Below are 17482 nucleotides of genomic sequence, written 5' to 3' on the forward strand. Positions count from 1 at the left end.
CAGGCATAGATTGACTCGATGCGCCGCCGATTGAGTGCTTGGCTACTGAGCGACATCACCGAGGAACCCGCCGGGCACCTCGGACCCCTTCGCAAACCAACACAGGCCGAACACAAGCACAGCTGGTGGAAGGTCATGTGCCTGACCGGTGTCGACTATTTCTCGACCCTCGGCTATCAACCGGCCATCGCTGCGCTGGCCGCGGGCCTGCTCGCCCCCCTCGCGACGCTCGTCCTGGTCTTGCTGACGCTCTTCGGTGCCCTGCCGGTGTACCGGAGAGTCGCCCGCGAGAGTCCCCGTGGCGAAGGCTCGATCGCGATGCTCGAACATCTACTGCCCAAGTGGGGCGGCAAGATCTTTGTCCTGGTGTTGCTCGGGTTCGCCGCCACCGACTTCCTCATCACCATCACATTGTCGGCCGCCGACGCATCGGCGCATGCGATCGCCAATCCCCTTGCGCCATCGTTTCTCTCAGGCGAACAGGTGCTGGTCACCCTGGTCTTGCTGGCACTGCTGACCGCGGTGTTCCTCAGGGGTTTCACCGATGCCATCGGCATCGCGGTCGGTCTGGTGACCGTGTTCCTGATCCTGAACTTCGTGGTCATCGCGGACAGTTTCTGGCAGATCGCCAAGGACCCGCACCTGATCACGGCGTGGCGATCGGCGTTGACCCTCGAACACAGCAACCCGTGGATGATGCTGGCGATCGCACTGGTCGTGTTCCCGAAACTGGCGCTCGGCCTGTCCGGATTCGAAACCGGGGTTGCGGTGATGCCACAGATCCGCGGCGCTGCCACGGACACCGCGCAGGATCCACGCGGCCGAATCCGCGGCGCCCGTCGGCTCTTGACCACCGCGGCGCTGGTCATGAGCGGATTCTTGATCACCTCGTCACTGGTGACCACGATCCTCATCCCGCAGGATGAGTTCAAGGCCGGTGGTGAGGCCAACGGCCGCGCACTCGCCTACCTGGCCCACGAGAACATGGGCAGCGTGTTCGGAACGATCTACGATCTGAGCACCATCGCCATTCTCTGGTTTGCCGGTGCATCCGCACTGGCCGGACTCCTCAACCTGGTTCCCCGTTACCTCCCCCGGTACGGGATGGCGCCGGAATGGGCACGTGCTGTTCGCCCACTGGTTCTGGTGTTCGGGTTGATCGCCGCGTTTGTGACGATCTATTTCAAAGCGAGTGTCGATGCTCAGGGTTCGGCCTACGCAACCGGGGTGCTGGTCCTGATCACCTCTGCCACCGTTGCGGTCTCGCTGTCGGCCCGCAGGCGCGGCCAACGCATGCTGACGTGGATGTTTGCCTTGGTGGCAGTGATATTCGCCTACACCACCATCGCCAACGTCTTCGAACGACCGGACGGGGTGAAGGTGGCCGCGTTCTTCATCGCCGCGATCTTGTTCGTGTCGCTGTTGTCCCGCGTGAACCGGGCATTCGAGCTCCGTGCCACGTCGATCGAATACGACGAGATGGCAACCGAGTTCATCAGCGAGGCAGCAGCTGCCGGGACCGTGGAGATCGTCGCCCACGACCCCGACCGCTTCGACATCGAGGTGTACGACACCAAAGCCACCCAGCAGAGGACCGACAGCCACCTGGGTCAGGCCATCCCCATCCTGTTCCTCGAGGTCAATGTCACCGACTCCTCCGACTTCGCCACCGATCTGCTGGTGCACGGACGACAACGCGGTCCGCATCGGGTGCTGTGGGTGAACAGTCCGGCCGTCCCCAATTCGATCGCCGCGATCCTTTTGGACATCCGCGACCGGACCAGAGTCAATCCGAACGTCTATTTCGACTGGTCCGAAGGAAACCCGATGGTGAACCTGCTGCGGTTTCTGTTCATCGGCCAGGGCGAGGTCGCACCGGTCACCCGAGAGGTCCTACGACGGGCCGAACCGAGCACCGCCCGTCGCCCACGAGTGCACATCGGCTAAAAACCCAGTCCCATCCAGTCGGTGGCGGTGAACTCCTTCTCCAGGTGCGCGGCCTCGACCTTGACCTCATCTGGATCGGGGTCGAGACCGTCGCCGGCGAAGGCACGCAATGCGGCGATGACACCGGCCTCGTAGGTTTCGAATCCACCGATGACCACACTGTCCGCCCGCCACCACACCAATAGGTGCGATCCGCTCGGCGACGGACAGAAACCGATCACCCGGCCATCGCGGGCCAACGTCGGGCAATCGTCGGGGAAGCCGTCGGTTTCGCTCATGGGAGCACTGTATTCGCAACTCCCGACGCACCCGTTGACCAGCAATAACACCGATCACGCCGCGGCGGTTGTGTTTGCCGCCGAGGCGCACAGGGTAGTCCGTGAGCACCATCGACATGTCTGGAGCTGATCGTGAACACCGTTGTCTGGATCGTCATAGCCGTTGTAGTTGTACTCGTCCTACTTGCACTTGCCGTCGTCCTGGTGCGCAAACGCCGCGCCCACCGCCGGGTCGAAGCCGGACAGATCCGGGAAGCCGCCTCCCATCGAGTGAACGAGGTCCAGCGGAACGAGGCCATCGCCGAAGAATCTGCAGCGAAGGCGCGCCGCGCGCAAGCTGACGCCGAAGCAAAGGCCGCCGAGGCCAAGCGCCTGTCGCACGAAGCCCAGACCCATCATGGTGTCGCCGCGTCCTCACGTGAGGAACTGCAGGCCGAGTTCGAACATGCCGACAAAATCGATCCCGATGTGCCGCACGCGGGCCGGCATGAGCGCCACGGCGACGGCGACAATACCGTCGGTGTCGATACTCCGGTTCGCGACGGCAATCCGGTCCGCCCCGATACTGCGGTCCGAGAGGGCAATCCGGTCCGCGAGGGCAACGTGGCCCCCGGCAGCAACGTGGCCCCCGGCGGCAACGTGGCTCCCGGCAGCAACGTGGCTCCCGGCGGAGATCCGGCCAGGCGCATCGATGATGCTCCGGCACCCGGCCAACGCCACACTCCCCAGTAGCGGGGGGTTCGGCGAAGTCAGATGAGGCCGGTCACCTCTAGTCCGTCCAGAGCAAGGTTGGCCGTGCCCAGAAGCAGGTTCATCTCGGCGAGCGTCGCATCGTGAGTCGCAGGATTCTGCAAACCGAAGCTGTTGGCCAACGCGATGGTCCGCACCGACTGGAACATCAGCGTGGTGGCCAGTTCATCGCCGAAGATGTCGCCGGCGAACCAGCCCGTGAACAGCCCCTCGAGATCGGTGCCGTAGGTCTCCTCGAAGTCCGTGACGATCGCTGGTGTCGCGTCCACCAGGGCACCACCGAATGTATAGAAATCCTTGGTGTTGTCCGCGGTGGTGCCGATGTTGACCAGTGCTTTGGGGAAATCGATGATCAGGTGCGCAAAGATGGCGCCCGTGACAACCCGTCCGGGACTACGGTCGCAATCCTCGGTCAGCGCCAGCGCAGCGGCCCAGTGTGGCGACGGTGTCCCACCGGTGACGAACTTGTGCAGGTCGGTCAGGTACAGCCGGACCACCTCCACTGCAAGGTCGCCGGCCCACTCCGGATCGTCGTACACCCCCGAATCGATACTCGGACCGACGAGATTCAGGATCTCGTCGAACGCCAACGGGAATGTGCCCCGGTAGTCGTCGGAGTGGGTCAGCTCACCGCGTAAGGCGGCGATGCGATCTCGCGCCTGCGCGAAGGTGTCGATACCGGCGGGGTCCGTCAGGTCGGCGAGTGTGCTGTCGAACTCAGGTGTCGACGGGGGCACACACGCCGACGCGGCAGGTGCCGCGGTGCCGGCGGGAGCGCTCAACGTCGCGGCTCCGAGAACCAACGCAGCCGTCACGACTGCGGCTCGGACTGTCTTGTTCAGGATCACGGCCGGAACACTAACGTGTGCTGTGACCGATTGCATGTTCGGGTGTCGGCGTCATCTCGCACACGCCGCTCAGAACTGCGCGCCGTTTCCGGTTTAGGCTCGGCAGATGCGGTATGGGATCTCAATACTTCCGGACCAGCCATGGCATCAAGCACGGCCGAAGTGGGAACGTGTCGAAGGCATGGGTTTCGACCACGGGTGGTTCTTCGACCACCTGGTGTGGGGTGGTCTGCCCGACTCCCGGTGGTTTTCCTGCATTCCCACGATGACCGCGGCCGCCGCGGTGACACCGATCAAGCTCGGGACATTCGTGGCCACACCCAATTTCCGGCATCCCGTCTCGTTCTCCCGCGAGATCGAAACCCTCCTCGACATCGCCGGCGACCGGATCCTGCTGGGACTGGGCGCCGGTGGCACCCCCGACGACGGTCTCGAAGGCCGAGCTCCGCTGTCCGCCAAACAGAAGGTGGACCGGTTCCAGGAGTTCACGCTGCTGCTCGAACGGCTTTTCCACGAAGACCACGTCACCGCGGACGGCGAGTACTACCAGGCCCGGAACATGCGGCTCGTCGGCGGATCGGTACTCGACAGAATCCCGTTCGTGCTGGCAGGCAACGGCCCCCGATCAATCCGCTTTGCCGCAAAGTACGGCGATGCCTGGATGACCACCGGCGCGAAGGTCGAGACGCTCGACGAGTGGTTCACCGGGATCGCCGCGAGTTGCGGGTTACTCGACGAGGCACTGATCGCCAATGGTCGGGATCCTGAGGGCTTCGATCGTTATCTGAACCTGGATGCCTCACCCCAATTCTCACTGGAGAGCATCGGGGTCTTCGACGAGATGGTCGGCCAGGCAGCAGAACTCGGATTCACCGACGTGATCACCCATTGGCCGCGGGACACCGATCCCTTTCGTGGATCTGTGTCTGTTTTGGAGTCGTTGACAGAGCGCGGATTCAATAATCCGTAGCCAAGAGCCCGTTCGGGAACGAAGCGGTGCCCGTTCGCGCCAGGTTTGACCACACCCCTTACCGGGCGGCCTCGGCGCGGTTATCGTCGAGCGGATCATGTACTCAGACCGCACAACGGACACACGATTCGAGTCGACGCCGCCTCGATCCCGATCCTCCTCTGCCCCAACGCAACCGGGTCCCGCACTTCTGAGTTTGCAACGCGATGCCGGCAATGCGGCGGTGACGAACGCGATCACCGGAACCGGCGGCCCCCAGGCATCCGATCCCGCCAATGCCCAGTCCGGGGAGGCCGGCGCGGCCCCGATGTTCCCGGTCTATGACCGCATCGCGCGGACGAAGAAGATGGTGGACGCCACCGCATTCGAAGCCGAACGCGCTGCACTCGGTCGTCGGTTGCGCTATCAGATGAAGGCGATCCCGGAGGACGCCAAGACGATACTGAAGGAATACCCGTTCGAAGAAGTCAAGGAGATGTACGCCGAGTCGATGGAGCTGCTCGGGCGGGCAGCCAACCACTACTCCCGTGGCAACCTGCTCCTCGCCGGGATGTGGGCGCGCGAGGCGGGGAAGTACACGGACATCGAGATCAAGGCGCACCGGATCTTCATGGGACAGTCGGTGTGGTCGTACGTCGGCAAGCGGGTCGGACTGGCCGTCATCGGGATCTTCGAGGGCGCGGCCGACTCCTTGCTCGGTCTGGTCGACATGGGCGCAGGCCTGGTCGGCGTCCATCCCGGGCTCGTCGAGTGGAACACCCAGCGCTACAACACGATCAAGGGCGGCTTCACCTCGGCCACCGGTATCGACCACACACTCGTCAGCGATGACGAACTCGGCCGCTTTGGCGGAAAGGTCGCCGGCGGAATGGCTTTCGGTGGCGGGATCGCCAAGGCAGCGCAAGGTGGAAGTGTGGCAGCACAATTCCTGATGCTGACCCAGGTCGGCGGCGGTATCCGGATGACAGTTGACGGCATCGGCGTGATGCGCGGCCAAGGGAAGTCCTGGGGAGAGATCTTCAGCGATCCAGCCGTGATCGCCCAGATAGCCGGGGGTATCGCAGGTGTGGCGGGAATCGGATCGGCGACCGTGCCCGCGGTGCGCGACTTCCTCAACCAGGTAGGGCTCGTCGCGACCGCCGCCCAACTGTCCGGGATGACGGCGACATTGGTGAAGATCCAGAACGACACCACCCTCACCGACGAACAGCGACAGCAACAATTCCTCGATGCGACCGCCAATCTCATCGTGGCAGTGGGTCTGACCGCCGACCAGCAATACGGTGCCAGGCAACCTGCCGCGGCACCGGAGACCATCAGCCAACCCAATACTGTTCCAGCAACCACCGCGGCACCGGAAGGCGTGCCGATACCGGCTCCGGCATCCAAACCGGCTGCACCCAAGCCGAGCGTGCACGAGCGGTTCGACCTGTCCGACACCCCGGACGGAACCCAGCCTGCGCCCGTTCCGGCATCAGCAGGAGGACGCGGCAGTGGGGCAGGCGGCAGCCGAGACAACGACGGCCCGACCTCTCCAGGCGACAACAAGACCGTGACCCGCCCCGCACCCCACGACGCCGATGCCGTCACCGACCTGGGCGACGTCATCGAACCCCCGCAGCCCACCAAGGCACCCGAACGCGACGTGCACGGTCGGTTCGATCTATCCGACACCCCGGCACCGGTCGAATACTCCGCGAGAAGCGCACAGGCCCAGGCGACGACCGCCCGCCAGTCCCTCGACCAGATCAAGGCTGCCGCAGGTGAGGTGAGTGCGGTGATCGACCGGGCAGGCGCCAAATCCACCCCCGCGTCAGAGGTTGTCGCCTCCGCGGGACGAATGATCAACCGCCTGACCAAGGAAAGCGCGGATCACGCCCGACGCGCGGCGGAGGCGGCGGAGAACGCCGCGGCCGCACGGCAGGCGGGCGACCACAAAACCGAGCGACTCGAGGCCCGGGTCGCCGAGTACAACGCCAACCAGGCCCGCAAGGCCGCCACCGATGCCACTCGGCTGGCCCTCGCGGCCCAGATCGACGGGGTCAATCCCACGAAGTCGACGAACAACTGCGGACACGTCATCGAGGCCATCGAAGCCCGGCTGAACGGGACGAACCCCGGTGCCCAGGCCCGCGCAAGCGGCAATCTGCATCTGGGCTCCACACCTCGCTCGGACGGCATCCGCTACAAGGAGAGCATCGGTGAACAGTACGACGGATCGTTCGACCCCAGTACCGAGCCCAAGGTCGCCGCGAACCTCGCGGCCCGCGGTGAGGGGGCTCAGGGAGTTGTCTTTGTCCATTGGCTGGGCGCCGATGGCAAGGCACTCGACATCGGGCACTTCTTCAATGCTCTTTACAAGAACGGGACCGTCTACTATCTCGACGGCCACAGCGGCAACGTCGCAACCACAATCGCGGCGCTGTACCCCAATTCGCGAATCGGTGCGATTGATTTCATGGCGATCGAACGGCACTGAGCCCGGCCCGGGGTCGAGGTTTCGCCGGGAGACAGCACTTCACGGTGGATGAGGAGGCTGTTCCCCGGAAGTTCTCGGCGACGTCGGATTCCGCTGTCGATGAACACCGGCACCTGCGGGAACAACGCTCCTGAATTCGAAGTTGAGCCGTATGAACTTAACTTTGGAGGAAGCATGACCGAACTCAATCGCTTGCCGGTGTTGTTCCTGACCGAGCCCGTTCTCCTGCCCGGAATGGTGGTGCCGGTCGAGCTGGACGACGCCGCTCGGGCTGCGGTCGACGCTGCGAAAGCCAGTGATCCGGAGACGAAGACGAAGCCGGAGCTCGACCAGTACGCAGGCAAACTGCTGGTCGCTCCACGCCTGGACGACCGCTATCCCGCCTACGGTGTCGTGGCCTCGATCGTGCAGCTCGGCCGGATGGCCGACGGCCAATCAGGCGCCGTGCTGAGGGGCGAATCCCGCGCGCACATCGGCTCGGGCACCACCGGCCCCGGCGCTGCGCTCTGGGTCGAGGTGGAGCCTGTTGACGAACCCGACGTCACCGACGACGTCCGTGAACTGGCCACGGAATACAAACAACTGGTGCTCGCGATGCTGCAGCGCCGCGAGGCCTGGCAGGTCATCGACTCCGTCAACAAACTGACCGATCCGTCGGCACTCGCCGACACCGCGGGCTACGCGTCGTATCTGACCGACGTCCAGAAGCGTGAACTGCTGGAGACCCCCGACGTGGGGACCCGCCTGCGCACCCTGATCACCTGGACCCGCGACCATCTGGCCGAGGTAGAGGTCAACGACAAGATCGCCGGCGACGTCCGCGACGGCATGGAGAAGACGCAGAAGGAATTCCTGCTGCGTCAGCAACTGGCCGCCATCCGCAAGGAACTCGGCGAGGACGAGCCGGACGGCAGCGACGATTACCGGACCCGCGTCGAATCCGCAGAACTGCCCGACAACGTCCGCGAAGCCGCGATGCGCGAAGTCGGCAAACTCGAACGAGCCAGCGACCAGAGTCCCGAATCAGGTTGGATCCGAACGTGGTTGGATACCGTCCTCGAATTACCCTGGAACGTCACCACCACTGATTCCACCGACATCAAAGGCGCTCGGGCGGTCCTCGACGCCGATCACCACGGTCTGGACGACGTGAAAGACCGCATCGTCGAGTACCTCGCGGTACGGGCCCGCCGGGCCGAACGTGGCCTGCAGGTCGTCGGCGGCCGTGGCTCCGGAGCCGTGATGGTGTTGGCCGGACCTCCCGGGGTCGGCAAGACGTCGCTCGGCGAGAGTGTTGCACGGGCGCTGGGCCGCAAGTTCGTTCGTGTCGCCCTCGGTGGCGTCCGCGATGAGGCCGAGATCCGCGGCCACCGGCGCACCTACGTCGGCGCGCTGCCGGGCCGTATCGTCCGGGCCATCGGTGAGGCGGGATCGATGAATCCCGTTGTACTGCTGGATGAAATCGACAAGGTCGGCGCCGACTACCGTGGCGACCCCAGCGCGGCCCTGCTCGAGGTGCTCGATCCGGCGCAGAACCACACGTTCCGTGACCACTACCTCGACCTGGACCTCGACCTGTCCGACGTGGTGTTCCTGGCCACAGCCAACGTCATCGAACAGATCCCGTCGGCGCTGCTCGACCGGATGGAGCTCGTGACCATCGACGGCTACACCGAGGACGACAAGGTGGTCATCGCGCGTGACTACCTGCTGCCCCGGCAGCAGGACCGCGCCGCCATCACCGACGACGAGGTGGAGGTCACCGACGCCGCGCTCCGCAAGATCGCGGCCGACTACACCCGGGAACCGGGAGTCCGGCAGTTCGAGCGCCTCCTCGCCAAGCTGCTGCGCAAGGTGACGACGGAACTCACCGCCGCAGGCAACACCGACAAGGTGCTGGTGGACGAGCCCGATTTGGTCGGGTACCTCGGACGACCCCGGTTCACCCCGGACGCCGAGGAACGCACCGCGGTGCCCGGTGTGGCGACCGGACTCGCGGTCACGGGCCTCGGCGGTGACGTCCTCTACATAGAGGCCGGATCCACCGACGGTGAAGGTCTGGTCCTCACCGGACAACTGGGCGACGTGATGAAGGAGTCCGCGCAGATCGCGCTGAGCTACGTCCGTTCGCACGCAGCCGAATTCGGTATCGATCCGAAGGCATTGGAACGGAGCATCCATGTACACGTGCCGGCAGGTGCCACTCCCAAGGACGGACCGTCCGCGGGTGTGACGATGGTGACGGCGCTGGTGTCGATGGCAACGGGCCGCAATGTTCGTGCAGACGTCGCGATGACCGGCGAGGTCACACTCAACGGCCGGGTCCTGCCGATCGGCGGGGTGAAGCAAAAGCTTCTCGCTGCGGCCCGCTCGGGAATGAGCACCGTATTCATCCCGCAACGCAACGAGCCCGATCTCGACGACGTGCCGACCGAAGTTCTCGAAGCCCTGACGGTGCTCCCGATGACCGATGTGGCACAGATAGTTGCCCAGGCACTCGAGCCGCTCTCCGAAGGCGCGACCGCCGCCGCCTGATCACCCCCGACCTGAAGCCCACCCGCAACCTTGTTGCGGGTGGGCTTCTTTGTGTCCGACGCATCTCGAATTACTTAGCTTAGCTACAGAGATTTCCCGAAAACAATTGCTGCCTAGCTGCTTTCGCAAAGCATCTACAGCACAGCGCATTCCACACGCCAAATGCGTAGTGACTCAAATCACACCAACGGCTCCCAGCACCGATAACGCGCAAATTTCGTAAATCGGAAATCGGTTTGTCACGTCAAGACACCTCGATGAAACAAAACCTCCCTATTTTTATGCAGGTACACGGAACCGTATACGCGCGGTTCTGGGTCGGAGCGCTGCTTGCCGACCTCCCCTTTTGGTGCAAATTCTCGTGCAACGCAACACAAGTGAAAGGCCGCTATGCCGCAATCCGATGCTGTTCCCCAGAGGTCCCGGTTCCGCCGGTCCGCCCTCGTCGCCCCTGCCGCACTCGCAGCGGTTGCCCTGGCACTCAGTGCCTGTGGCAGCTCGGCCAGTGATGAGACCACCAGCTCGGCCACTTCGTGTGTCGACACCTCTGGTAGCACAATCAAGGTCGGCTCTCTCAACTCGCTGTCCGGCACCATGGCGATTTCCGAAGTCACCGTTCGTGATTCGATCGCACTGGCGGTCGAAGAGATCAACGCCTCCGGCGGTGTCCTTGGCAAACAGATCCAGCTCGTCGGTGAAGACGGCGCCTCCGAGCCGACAATCTTCGCCGAGAAGGCCGAGAAACTGATCAGTAGTGACTGTGTTGCAACAGTTTTCGGTGGCTGGACCTCATCGAGCCGCAAGGCGATGCTCCCGGTCTTCGAAGACAACAACGCGCTGCTCTACTACCCGGTGCAGTATGAGGGCCTCGAGTCCTCGCCAAACATCTTCTACACCGGTGCCACCACCAACCAGCAGATCGTCCCGGCGCTGGACTACCTGAAGGAAAAGGGCGTCAAGTCCCTCTACCTCGTCGGCAGCGACTACGTCTTCCCGCAGACGGCCAACCGCATCATCAAGGCCTACGCAGAAGCCAACGGCATCGAGATCAAGGGCGAGGATTACACGCCTCTTGGCTCCACCGACTTCTCGACCATCGTCAACAAGGTTCGTTCCGCTGACGCCGACGCCGTCTTCAACACCCTCAACGGTGACTCCAACGTGGCGTTCTTCCGTGAGTACAACAACGTCGGCCTCACCGCTGCGGACATGCCGGTCGTCTCTGTCTCGATCGCCGAGGAAGAGGTCGGCGGAATCGGTGTACAGAACATCGACGGTCAGTTGACGGCCTGGAACTACTACCAGACCATCGACACCCCGGTGAACAACGCGTTCGTCGCCGCATACAAGGCGAAGTACGGCGCCAACAAGCCCACCTCTGATCCGATGGAAGCCGCGTACGTCTCGGTCTACCTGTGGAAGAACACCGTCGAGAAGGCGAATTCGTTTGAGGTGGCAGCGATTCAGGAAGCCGCAGGCGGCGTCACTTTCGACGCACCCGAGGGCCCGGTCACCATCGACGGTGACAACAACCACATCACCAAGACCGCACGTATCGGCGAGATCCGTTCCGACGGTCTGATCTACACGATCTGGGAGTCACCGGCACCCATCGAGCCCGATCCGTACCTCGAGGGGTACCCCTGGGCCGAGGGCCTGAGCGCCAAGTAGTTCAGCTCGACAGCGACGACGGAAGCCGGCAAATAGTGATCGGGAAGGAACACCCCTCGTGGATGTGCTGATAGGACAGACGTTTACCGGACTCAGTCTGGGGTCGATCCTGCTACTCGCAGCATTGGGACTCTCACTGACCTTTGGTCAGATGGGTGTCATCAACATGGCTCATGGTGCGTTCATCATGACCGGTTCGTACACCGCCTACGTGGTGCAGGAACACGTGGTGTCCAATACCAATGTCTCCCTGATCGTTTCGCTCTTTGTCGGCTTCCTCGTCGGTGGTCTGATGGGTGTACTCCTCGAAGTCACACTCATCCAGCGCATGTATCACCGGCCACTCGACACCCTGCTGGTCACGTTCGGTGTGGGCCTGGTCCTGCAACAGGCCGCCCGCGACATCTTCGGCGCACCCGCGGTCAACGTGGTCGGCCCCGAATGGCTCAGCGGTGGTGTCGACATCTTCGGCGCGGTGGTGCCGAAGAGCCGGATCTTCATCATGATCCTCGCAGTCGTCTGCGTGGTGGCGCTGGCGGCAACCATGAAGTACACACCCATGGGCCGGCGGATCCGGGCTGTGGTGCAACACCGTGAACTCGCCGAGACAAGCGGGATCTCAAGTCGCAAAACAGATATCACCACCTTCTTCATCGGTTCGGGCCTGGCGGGCATCGCCGGTGTGGCACTGACACTGATCGGTTCCACCAGCTCCAACACCGGAACCACCTACCTGATCGACGCCTTCCTGGTGGTTGTGATCGGTGGCCTCGGCCAGATCAAGGGCGCAGTCATCGCGGCCGTGTCGCTCGGACTGCTCAATTCATTCATCGAATACAACACCACCGCCTCGGTGGCCAAGGTGATCGTCTTCGTCCTCATCGTGGTCTTCCTGCAGATCCGGCCGCAGGGACTGTTCACCGTCAAGACGAGGAGCCTGGTATGAAACAGTTCTTATCCTCACGCTGGCAGGCATACTCCGGCTTCGCGATCGCCGCAGTCATCCTCTTTGCCATCGCCCCTGCCGTACTCAGCGATTTCCGGCTCAATCTGCTCGGCAAGTTCCTCTGCTTCGGCATCGTGGCCGTCGGTATCGGATTGGCTTGGGGCCGTGGCGGAATGCTGGTCCTGGGCCAAGGTGTGTTCTTCGGTCTCGGCGCCTACATCATGGCCATGCACCTCAAGATCTCTGATGCAGAACTCCGGGGCGACGACGTCCCCGACTTCATGCAGATCGCAGGCAAGACCGAACTGCCCGCGTACTGGCAGCCGTTCGCCTCACCGGTCGTCACGATCCTGGGCATCTTGTTCATCCCGGCCGGTGTGGCTCTGATCCTCGGCCTGGGAATCTTCAAACGTCGTGTCAAGGGTGCGTACTTCGCCATCCTGTCGCAGGCTCTCGCGGCCGCGTTCGCCATCCTGCTCATCGGCCAGCAGAGCACCGGCGGCAGCAACGGGCTCAACCGCTTCCGTAGCTTCTTCGGTCTGGCACTGAATGATCCGGCCAACAAGCGACTCCTGTTCTTCATCGCCGCAGCAACATTGCTGATCGTTGTCGCACTCACCCGCCAGCTGATGTACAGCCGCTACGGCGAACTGCTGGTTGCCGTCCGCGACCAGGAAGAGCGGGTCCGCTTCCTCGGCTACGACCCCGCCAACATCAAGCTCGTGGCGTACACCGTCGCCGCACTGTTCGCGAGTATCGCGGGCGCACTGTTCGTTCCGATCGTCGGCATCATCTCCCCCGCGGACGTCGGTATCGTGCCGTCGATCGCATTCCTGATCGGTGTCGCCATCGGCGGACGCACGACGCTGCTCGGCCCGGTCCTCGGCGCCATCGGTGTCGCGTGGGCTCAGACCAACCTGTCGGAGAACTTCCCGTCCGGCTGGGTCTATGCCCAGGGTCTGCTCTTCATCGTCGTGGTCGGCTTCTTCCCCGCCGGATTGGCCGGGCTCGGAGCCCTGGCCAAGTGGCGTCGCAAGAAGGCTGAACCCGACCCACCCGAATCTGAGCCCGATCCAGACAAGGCGGACGTGACACCAGTGGGAGCTTCCTCATGAGCGCAAATGAAACCTCGGTTGTGGTGAAAGAACCCGAACTCGGTGGCAACGCCGGTATGTCGAGCGACTACCTCCAAGTCCGCGGCCTCTCGGTCAGCTTCGATGGTTTCAAAGCCGTCAGCAACGTGGATCTGACTCTGCTGCAGGGTGATCTACGGTTCCTCATCGGCCCCAACGGCGCCGGTAAGACCACCGTCATCGACGCCATCACCGGCCTGGTCCCAGCGACCGGGTCCATCCAGAAGTCCGGTGTCGAGCTGGTCGGCAAGAAGGTGCACCGCATCGCTCGCCTGGGTGTGGGCCGAACCTTCCAGACCGCCAGCGTCTTCGAAGAACTCACCGTCCTGCAGAACCTCGACATCGCCGCCGGCGCCGGACGCGGTCCGCTGACGCTGCTGCGTCGCCGATCCGGCATTCTGCCCGAGATCGAAGAGGCACTCGAGACGATCGGCTTGCAGCACCTCAAGGACTCCCCCGCCGGGATCCTGGCACACGGCCAGAAGCAGTGGCTGGAGATCGGAATGTTGCTGGTACAGAACGCTTCCGTGCTCCTTCTCGATGAGCCGGTCGCCGGCATGAGTCACGAGGAACGCGAAGAGACCGGACAGCTGTTGCGCCGTATCGGCGGAGAGCGCACCGTGGTGGTGGTCGAACACGACATGGAATTCATGCGCTCGTTCGCCACCTCGGTGACCGTGCTCGCCCGCGGCAAGGTCATCGCCGAAGGCTCTGTCGCCGACGTTCAGGCCAACCCACAAGTGCAGGAGGTCTATCTCGGTACCGCAGCCGGCGGCTCCGAGATCGAAGAAGCCGCCGCCGCAGGATCCGAAGGGACCGTCTGATGCTCGAATTGATCGATGTCCGTACCGGTTACGGCCGCACCGAGGTCGTCCACGGCGCCAGTATCGAAGTACCCACCGACGGTGTGGCCGCGGTGATGGGACACAACGGGGCGGGCAAGACCACCCTGCTGCGCGCAGCCGTCGGCCTGTTGAAAGTCACCAAAGGAACCGTCAAGTTCAACGGCACCGACATCACCTCGATGCGCCCGAGCGCGCGGGTGGCCAGGGGTTTGGCCTATGTCCCGCAAGGCCAACAGAGCTTCGGCTATCTGACCACAGCCGAGAATCTTCAGGTTGTCGCCGACGGCCGCAAACGTGGCAAAGAGCTCGTCGCCGAGGCATTGGACTTGTTCCCGGCACTGACAGAACTCCTGACCCGTCGGGCCGGCCTGCTGTCGGGTGGTCAGCGCCAACAGCTGGCCATCGCGCGGGCCCTGATCACCGAACCGAAGATGCTGATCCTGGACGAACCCACCGAGGGCATCCAGCCGTCGGTGGTCGCCGAGATCGAGAACACCATCACCGCCCTCACTCAACGCGGTGACATGGGAGTTCTGTTGGTGGAACAGCAGATCGGCTTCGCGCTCGAAGCCGCCGATCGGTACTACATCCTCGAAGGCGGTCGAATCACCTCATCCGGCGCAGGCGGCGCCGACGCCGAAGCCGGTGTCCGCGAGGCGATGACCATCTAGCGCAGTGCCGCCGAGCGGGCCGAAAACACCGCCGAGCGGGCCCTTGTCGTCGCACACTGGGGTGATGGCATACGACGAACACCTCGCAGGCCGGATCCGGGAACTGGTCGGACCGCAGCCCGGTGTGTCCGAGAAGCGCATGTTCGGCGGTCTGGCCTTTCTCGTAAACGGACATATGGCCATCGCGGCGAGCGGAGAAGGTGGAATCCTGGTCCGGGTCGCCGCAGATGAACGCGCGATCCTGCTGAACGGCAAGTACGTCACGCCGATGGTGATGCGTAACCGGGAGACCCTTGGCTGGCTCCGAGTCGATGCCGGCGGCGTCACCACGAAACGCCAACTGCAGACCTGGATCGACCGGGGGGTCGAGCAGGCACGCCTTGCACCCTCCTGACACAGCTCGCGATCCGTCGGCGGCCGCTCAGGTCGAACGGGCGATGCCCGGGAGACGCTGTGGATCACCGAGGGTGAACATTCCGGTTTCGGATCCGATGGGATATGACAGTTGGCGGATCTGACCGTCCGCAGTTGACGCGGTTGTGTTGTCGCCCAAGTGATGTGCTGCGATCGACAGGAGCGCCCACCGTGTGGTCGCGAGGTGATCGGGCGGTGGTGCCGGTGCCTGCTGAAGCGATGTCAACGCGCGTCGGTGATCGCCTGCGGCACAAGCCGTGATGGGGGTCGTCCACGGCGTATTGGGGCCGAAGTCGACGTCGTCGAACGTGTGGAGACCCGAGCCGCCTCGTAGGGCATGGACCAGCGCGATCAACGGGCCGAGCCCACGGGTGATGCCCGGCATTCCGCAGGAGGGCAGCAGCGACAGCGCCGTGGCGTAGCGTTGACGGACCTCTGGCTCCGGGCCATTGGTGAGGTCCGCGCGGATCGCGCGGTACCAGGTGGTGAAGAATCCCGCGAGGCTGCGCTCATGGTATTCGCCGAGCCCGTCAACAGTGGCCGCGTGGTGGTCTGCTTGGTCGAAATCACCTGTACTGGTGCTTGTTTGGAGACAGATCAAGTGTCCGAGAATCTGGTAGGTCGGAAGATCGTGGTCGGTTCCGAGCGCGATGAGTTCTCCGCCGATCGCGTGGCGTTGCCCGGTGGCATCGAGCGTGTGGAACGACTGTAGAAACGCGGCGTTGAGTGCGACGCACAGCACGGTGGGATCGCCGAGGTCGCGCGCCATCGCGACCGCACGATCCGCGGCCTCAGCACCGGCAGGCCCACGGGTACCGCGTGATTCGATACCGATGAGGGCCAGTAGTCGGGCGCGTTGCGCGGGAGACAGTGCGCCGTCGAGGAGTTCGAGACACCGCCGGGAGGCAGCAACGATCCAGGCGGATCGTGCCGGATCGTCGGATATGGTCCAGATACCCGGGATCTCGAGGCGGGTGAGGAAATCTGCGGTCAGGCGAGGATCGGCGCTGGCTGCGAGTTCCGTTGCACCCGTAGAGCGTTCCGATTGTGCAGTCAACAATCCGTCCGCACCACTGACCGCAAGGTCGCGCAGCAGGACCGCCGAGCTGAGCACCCGGGATCGCCCACCCTTGGGCATGAGCGCTGTCACCGAGGACTGCCATGGTTGCCCGACCTGGTCGGGGAGACCGTCACCCCGGAGGAGATCTCGGTGCACCCGATCGAGTTCCGCCGCCGGGTCCAAACCGAACTCATCCGCCAAACGTGTGCGTGCGCGGGTCAGAACCGATAGTCCGTCTTCGGTGCGGCCGGCGTCGTGCAGGGCGGTCGCCAGAAGGATCCACGCATGTTGCCGACTCGGGTGTCGGTCGACATGCGACTGCAGCTCGGCGATGGCGAGATCACCTCGACCTGAATGGATCTGCGCCTGCGCGAGTGCTTCTACCGTCCGGGCGTGGAGTTCTTCGAGCCGCGCGGATTCTGCCCCGACCCCAGGTAGGTCGCGGTGATCGGCAAACGGCGTCCCACCCCACAGGTCGTTCAGAGCGTCGGGAAGTCTGACCAGCCGCTGCGCCCAGGGCATCGAATCGACCGAAGCGGCGAGCTCGGCGAACTCCCATGCGTCGACCCGCGCCGAGTGGTCGAGACGATAGAAGCGGCCCGCAGTCACCACGAATGCCGAAGGCACGCCCCTTGGCCGCTGCGGTTCGAGTCGGCGGCGGATGTCGGCAACGAAAGTGCGGATCGCTGCGACGGGGTCCCGCGGGATCTCCGCCGGCCACAACGCAGCGGCCAGATCGTCGACCGACACCCCCGTGCCCCGCGCGGCCACCAGCCGGGCCAAGAGCTGCGCCTGACGCCGACCTCCGAGCTCGATCCGTTCACCGGTCGGCGTGCGTCCACCGACAAACCCCAGGACGCACACCATCGCCGCGGCGGTCGCGGGTGGATCACTGCGAGGACTCATCGGTTACTCATCGGCTCCGCACAGACTCG

14 protein-coding genes are annotated in these 17482 nt (G+C 64.0%); 11 read left to right on the forward strand and 3 right to left on the reverse strand.

Annotated features, from left to right (window positions below):
- Positions 1–18 precede the first annotated feature (18 nt).
- Entirely contained in the window at positions 19–1947 is a 1929-nt protein-coding gene (locus AC1TQG_RS08420; protein WP_482136474.1) for an APC family permease, read from the forward strand.
- On the opposite strand, the gene AC1TQG_RS08425 is transcribed toward AC1TQG_RS08420, so the two are convergent.
- Positions 1944–2225 (reverse strand): hypothetical protein, encoded by a 282-nt coding sequence (locus tag AC1TQG_RS08425; protein WP_482136475.1) that lies wholly within the window; start codon positions 2223–2225, stop codon positions 1944–1946. The two genes, AC1TQG_RS08420 and AC1TQG_RS08425, sit on opposite strands and share 4 nt — an antisense overlap.
- Positions 2226–2357: 132 nt before the next feature.
- Here AC1TQG_RS08425 and AC1TQG_RS08430 point away from each other — a divergent pair, with 132 nt between their 5' ends.
- On the forward strand, positions 2358–2957 hold the full coding sequence (locus AC1TQG_RS08430; protein ID WP_482136476.1) for a hypothetical protein: 600 nt from the start codon (positions 2358–2360) through the stop codon (positions 2955–2957).
- Positions 2958–2974: 17 nt separating this feature from the next.
- Here the strand turns inward: AC1TQG_RS08430 and AC1TQG_RS08435 are convergent, their stop codons facing one another.
- The gene (locus AC1TQG_RS08435) at positions 2975–3823 is read right to left on the reverse strand and encodes a DUF5995 family protein (RefSeq protein WP_482136477.1); all 849 of its coding nucleotides are present in this window, start codon (positions 3821–3823) and stop codon (positions 2975–2977) included.
- A gap of 106 nt (positions 3824–3929) precedes the next feature.
- Here AC1TQG_RS08435 and AC1TQG_RS08440 point away from each other — a divergent pair, with 106 nt between their 5' ends.
- From AC1TQG_RS08440 to AC1TQG_RS08480, 9 genes are all read left to right on the forward strand, one after another.
- Positions 3930–4793: an LLM class flavin-dependent oxidoreductase gene (locus tag AC1TQG_RS08440; protein WP_482136478.1), complete on the forward strand. Its 864-nt coding sequence runs from the start codon at positions 3930–3932 to the stop codon at positions 4791–4793.
- Between the two features lie 223 nt (positions 4794–5016).
- Positions 5017–7272, forward strand: a complete 2256-nt coding sequence (locus tag AC1TQG_RS08445) for a toxin glutamine deamidase domain-containing protein (protein WP_482136479.1) — start codon at positions 5017–5019, stop codon at positions 7270–7272.
- A 174-nt stretch (positions 7273–7446) separates the two neighbouring features.
- Complete coding sequence (gene lon / locus AC1TQG_RS08450) at positions 7447–9807, forward strand: endopeptidase La (RefSeq protein ID WP_482136480.1); 2361 nt, start codon at positions 7447–7449, stop codon at positions 9805–9807.
- A 390-nt stretch (positions 9808–10197) separates the two neighbouring features.
- Positions 10198–11478, forward strand: a complete 1281-nt coding sequence (gene urtA / locus AC1TQG_RS08455) for an urea ABC transporter substrate-binding protein (protein ID WP_482136481.1) — start codon at positions 10198–10200, stop codon at positions 11476–11478.
- A 58-nt stretch (positions 11479–11536) separates the two neighbouring features.
- The gene (urtB, locus tag AC1TQG_RS08460; RefSeq protein WP_482136482.1) at positions 11537–12424 is read left to right on the forward strand and encodes an urea ABC transporter permease subunit UrtB; all 888 of its coding nucleotides are present in this window, start codon (positions 11537–11539) and stop codon (positions 12422–12424) included.
- Positions 12421–13539, forward strand: coding sequence for an urea ABC transporter permease subunit UrtC (urtC, locus tag AC1TQG_RS08465; protein WP_482136483.1), 1119 nt, complete (start codon positions 12421–12423; stop codon positions 13537–13539). Before urtB ends, urtC begins: the two co-directional genes overlap by 4 nt.
- Positions 13536–14381 carry an urea ABC transporter ATP-binding protein UrtD gene (gene urtD, locus AC1TQG_RS08470; RefSeq protein WP_482136484.1) on the forward strand — a complete coding sequence of 282 codons (846 nt, stop codon included), beginning with the start codon at positions 13536–13538 and terminating at the stop codon, positions 14379–14381. The genes urtC and urtD overlap by 4 nt, the downstream gene beginning before the upstream one ends.
- Entirely contained in the window at positions 14381–15073 is a 693-nt protein-coding gene (gene urtE / locus AC1TQG_RS08475; RefSeq protein ID WP_482136485.1) for an urea ABC transporter ATP-binding subunit UrtE, read from the forward strand. Before urtD ends, urtE begins: the two co-directional genes overlap by 1 nt.
- Before the next feature lie 64 nt (positions 15074–15137).
- Positions 15138–15467 carry a TfoX/Sxy family protein gene (locus tag AC1TQG_RS08480; protein WP_482136486.1) on the forward strand — a complete coding sequence of 110 codons (330 nt, stop codon included), beginning with the start codon at positions 15138–15140 and terminating at the stop codon, positions 15465–15467.
- 27 nt (positions 15468–15494) lie between these two features.
- Here AC1TQG_RS08480 and AC1TQG_RS08485 read toward each other — a convergent pair whose 3' ends face one another.
- The gene (locus AC1TQG_RS08485) at positions 15495–17453 is read right to left on the reverse strand and encodes an AfsR/SARP family transcriptional regulator (protein ID WP_482136487.1); all 1959 of its coding nucleotides are present in this window, start codon (positions 17451–17453) and stop codon (positions 15495–15497) included.
- Positions 17454–17482: the final 29 nt, after the last annotated feature.

It is taken from the genome of Williamsia sp. Y844 (assembly GCF_056786475.1).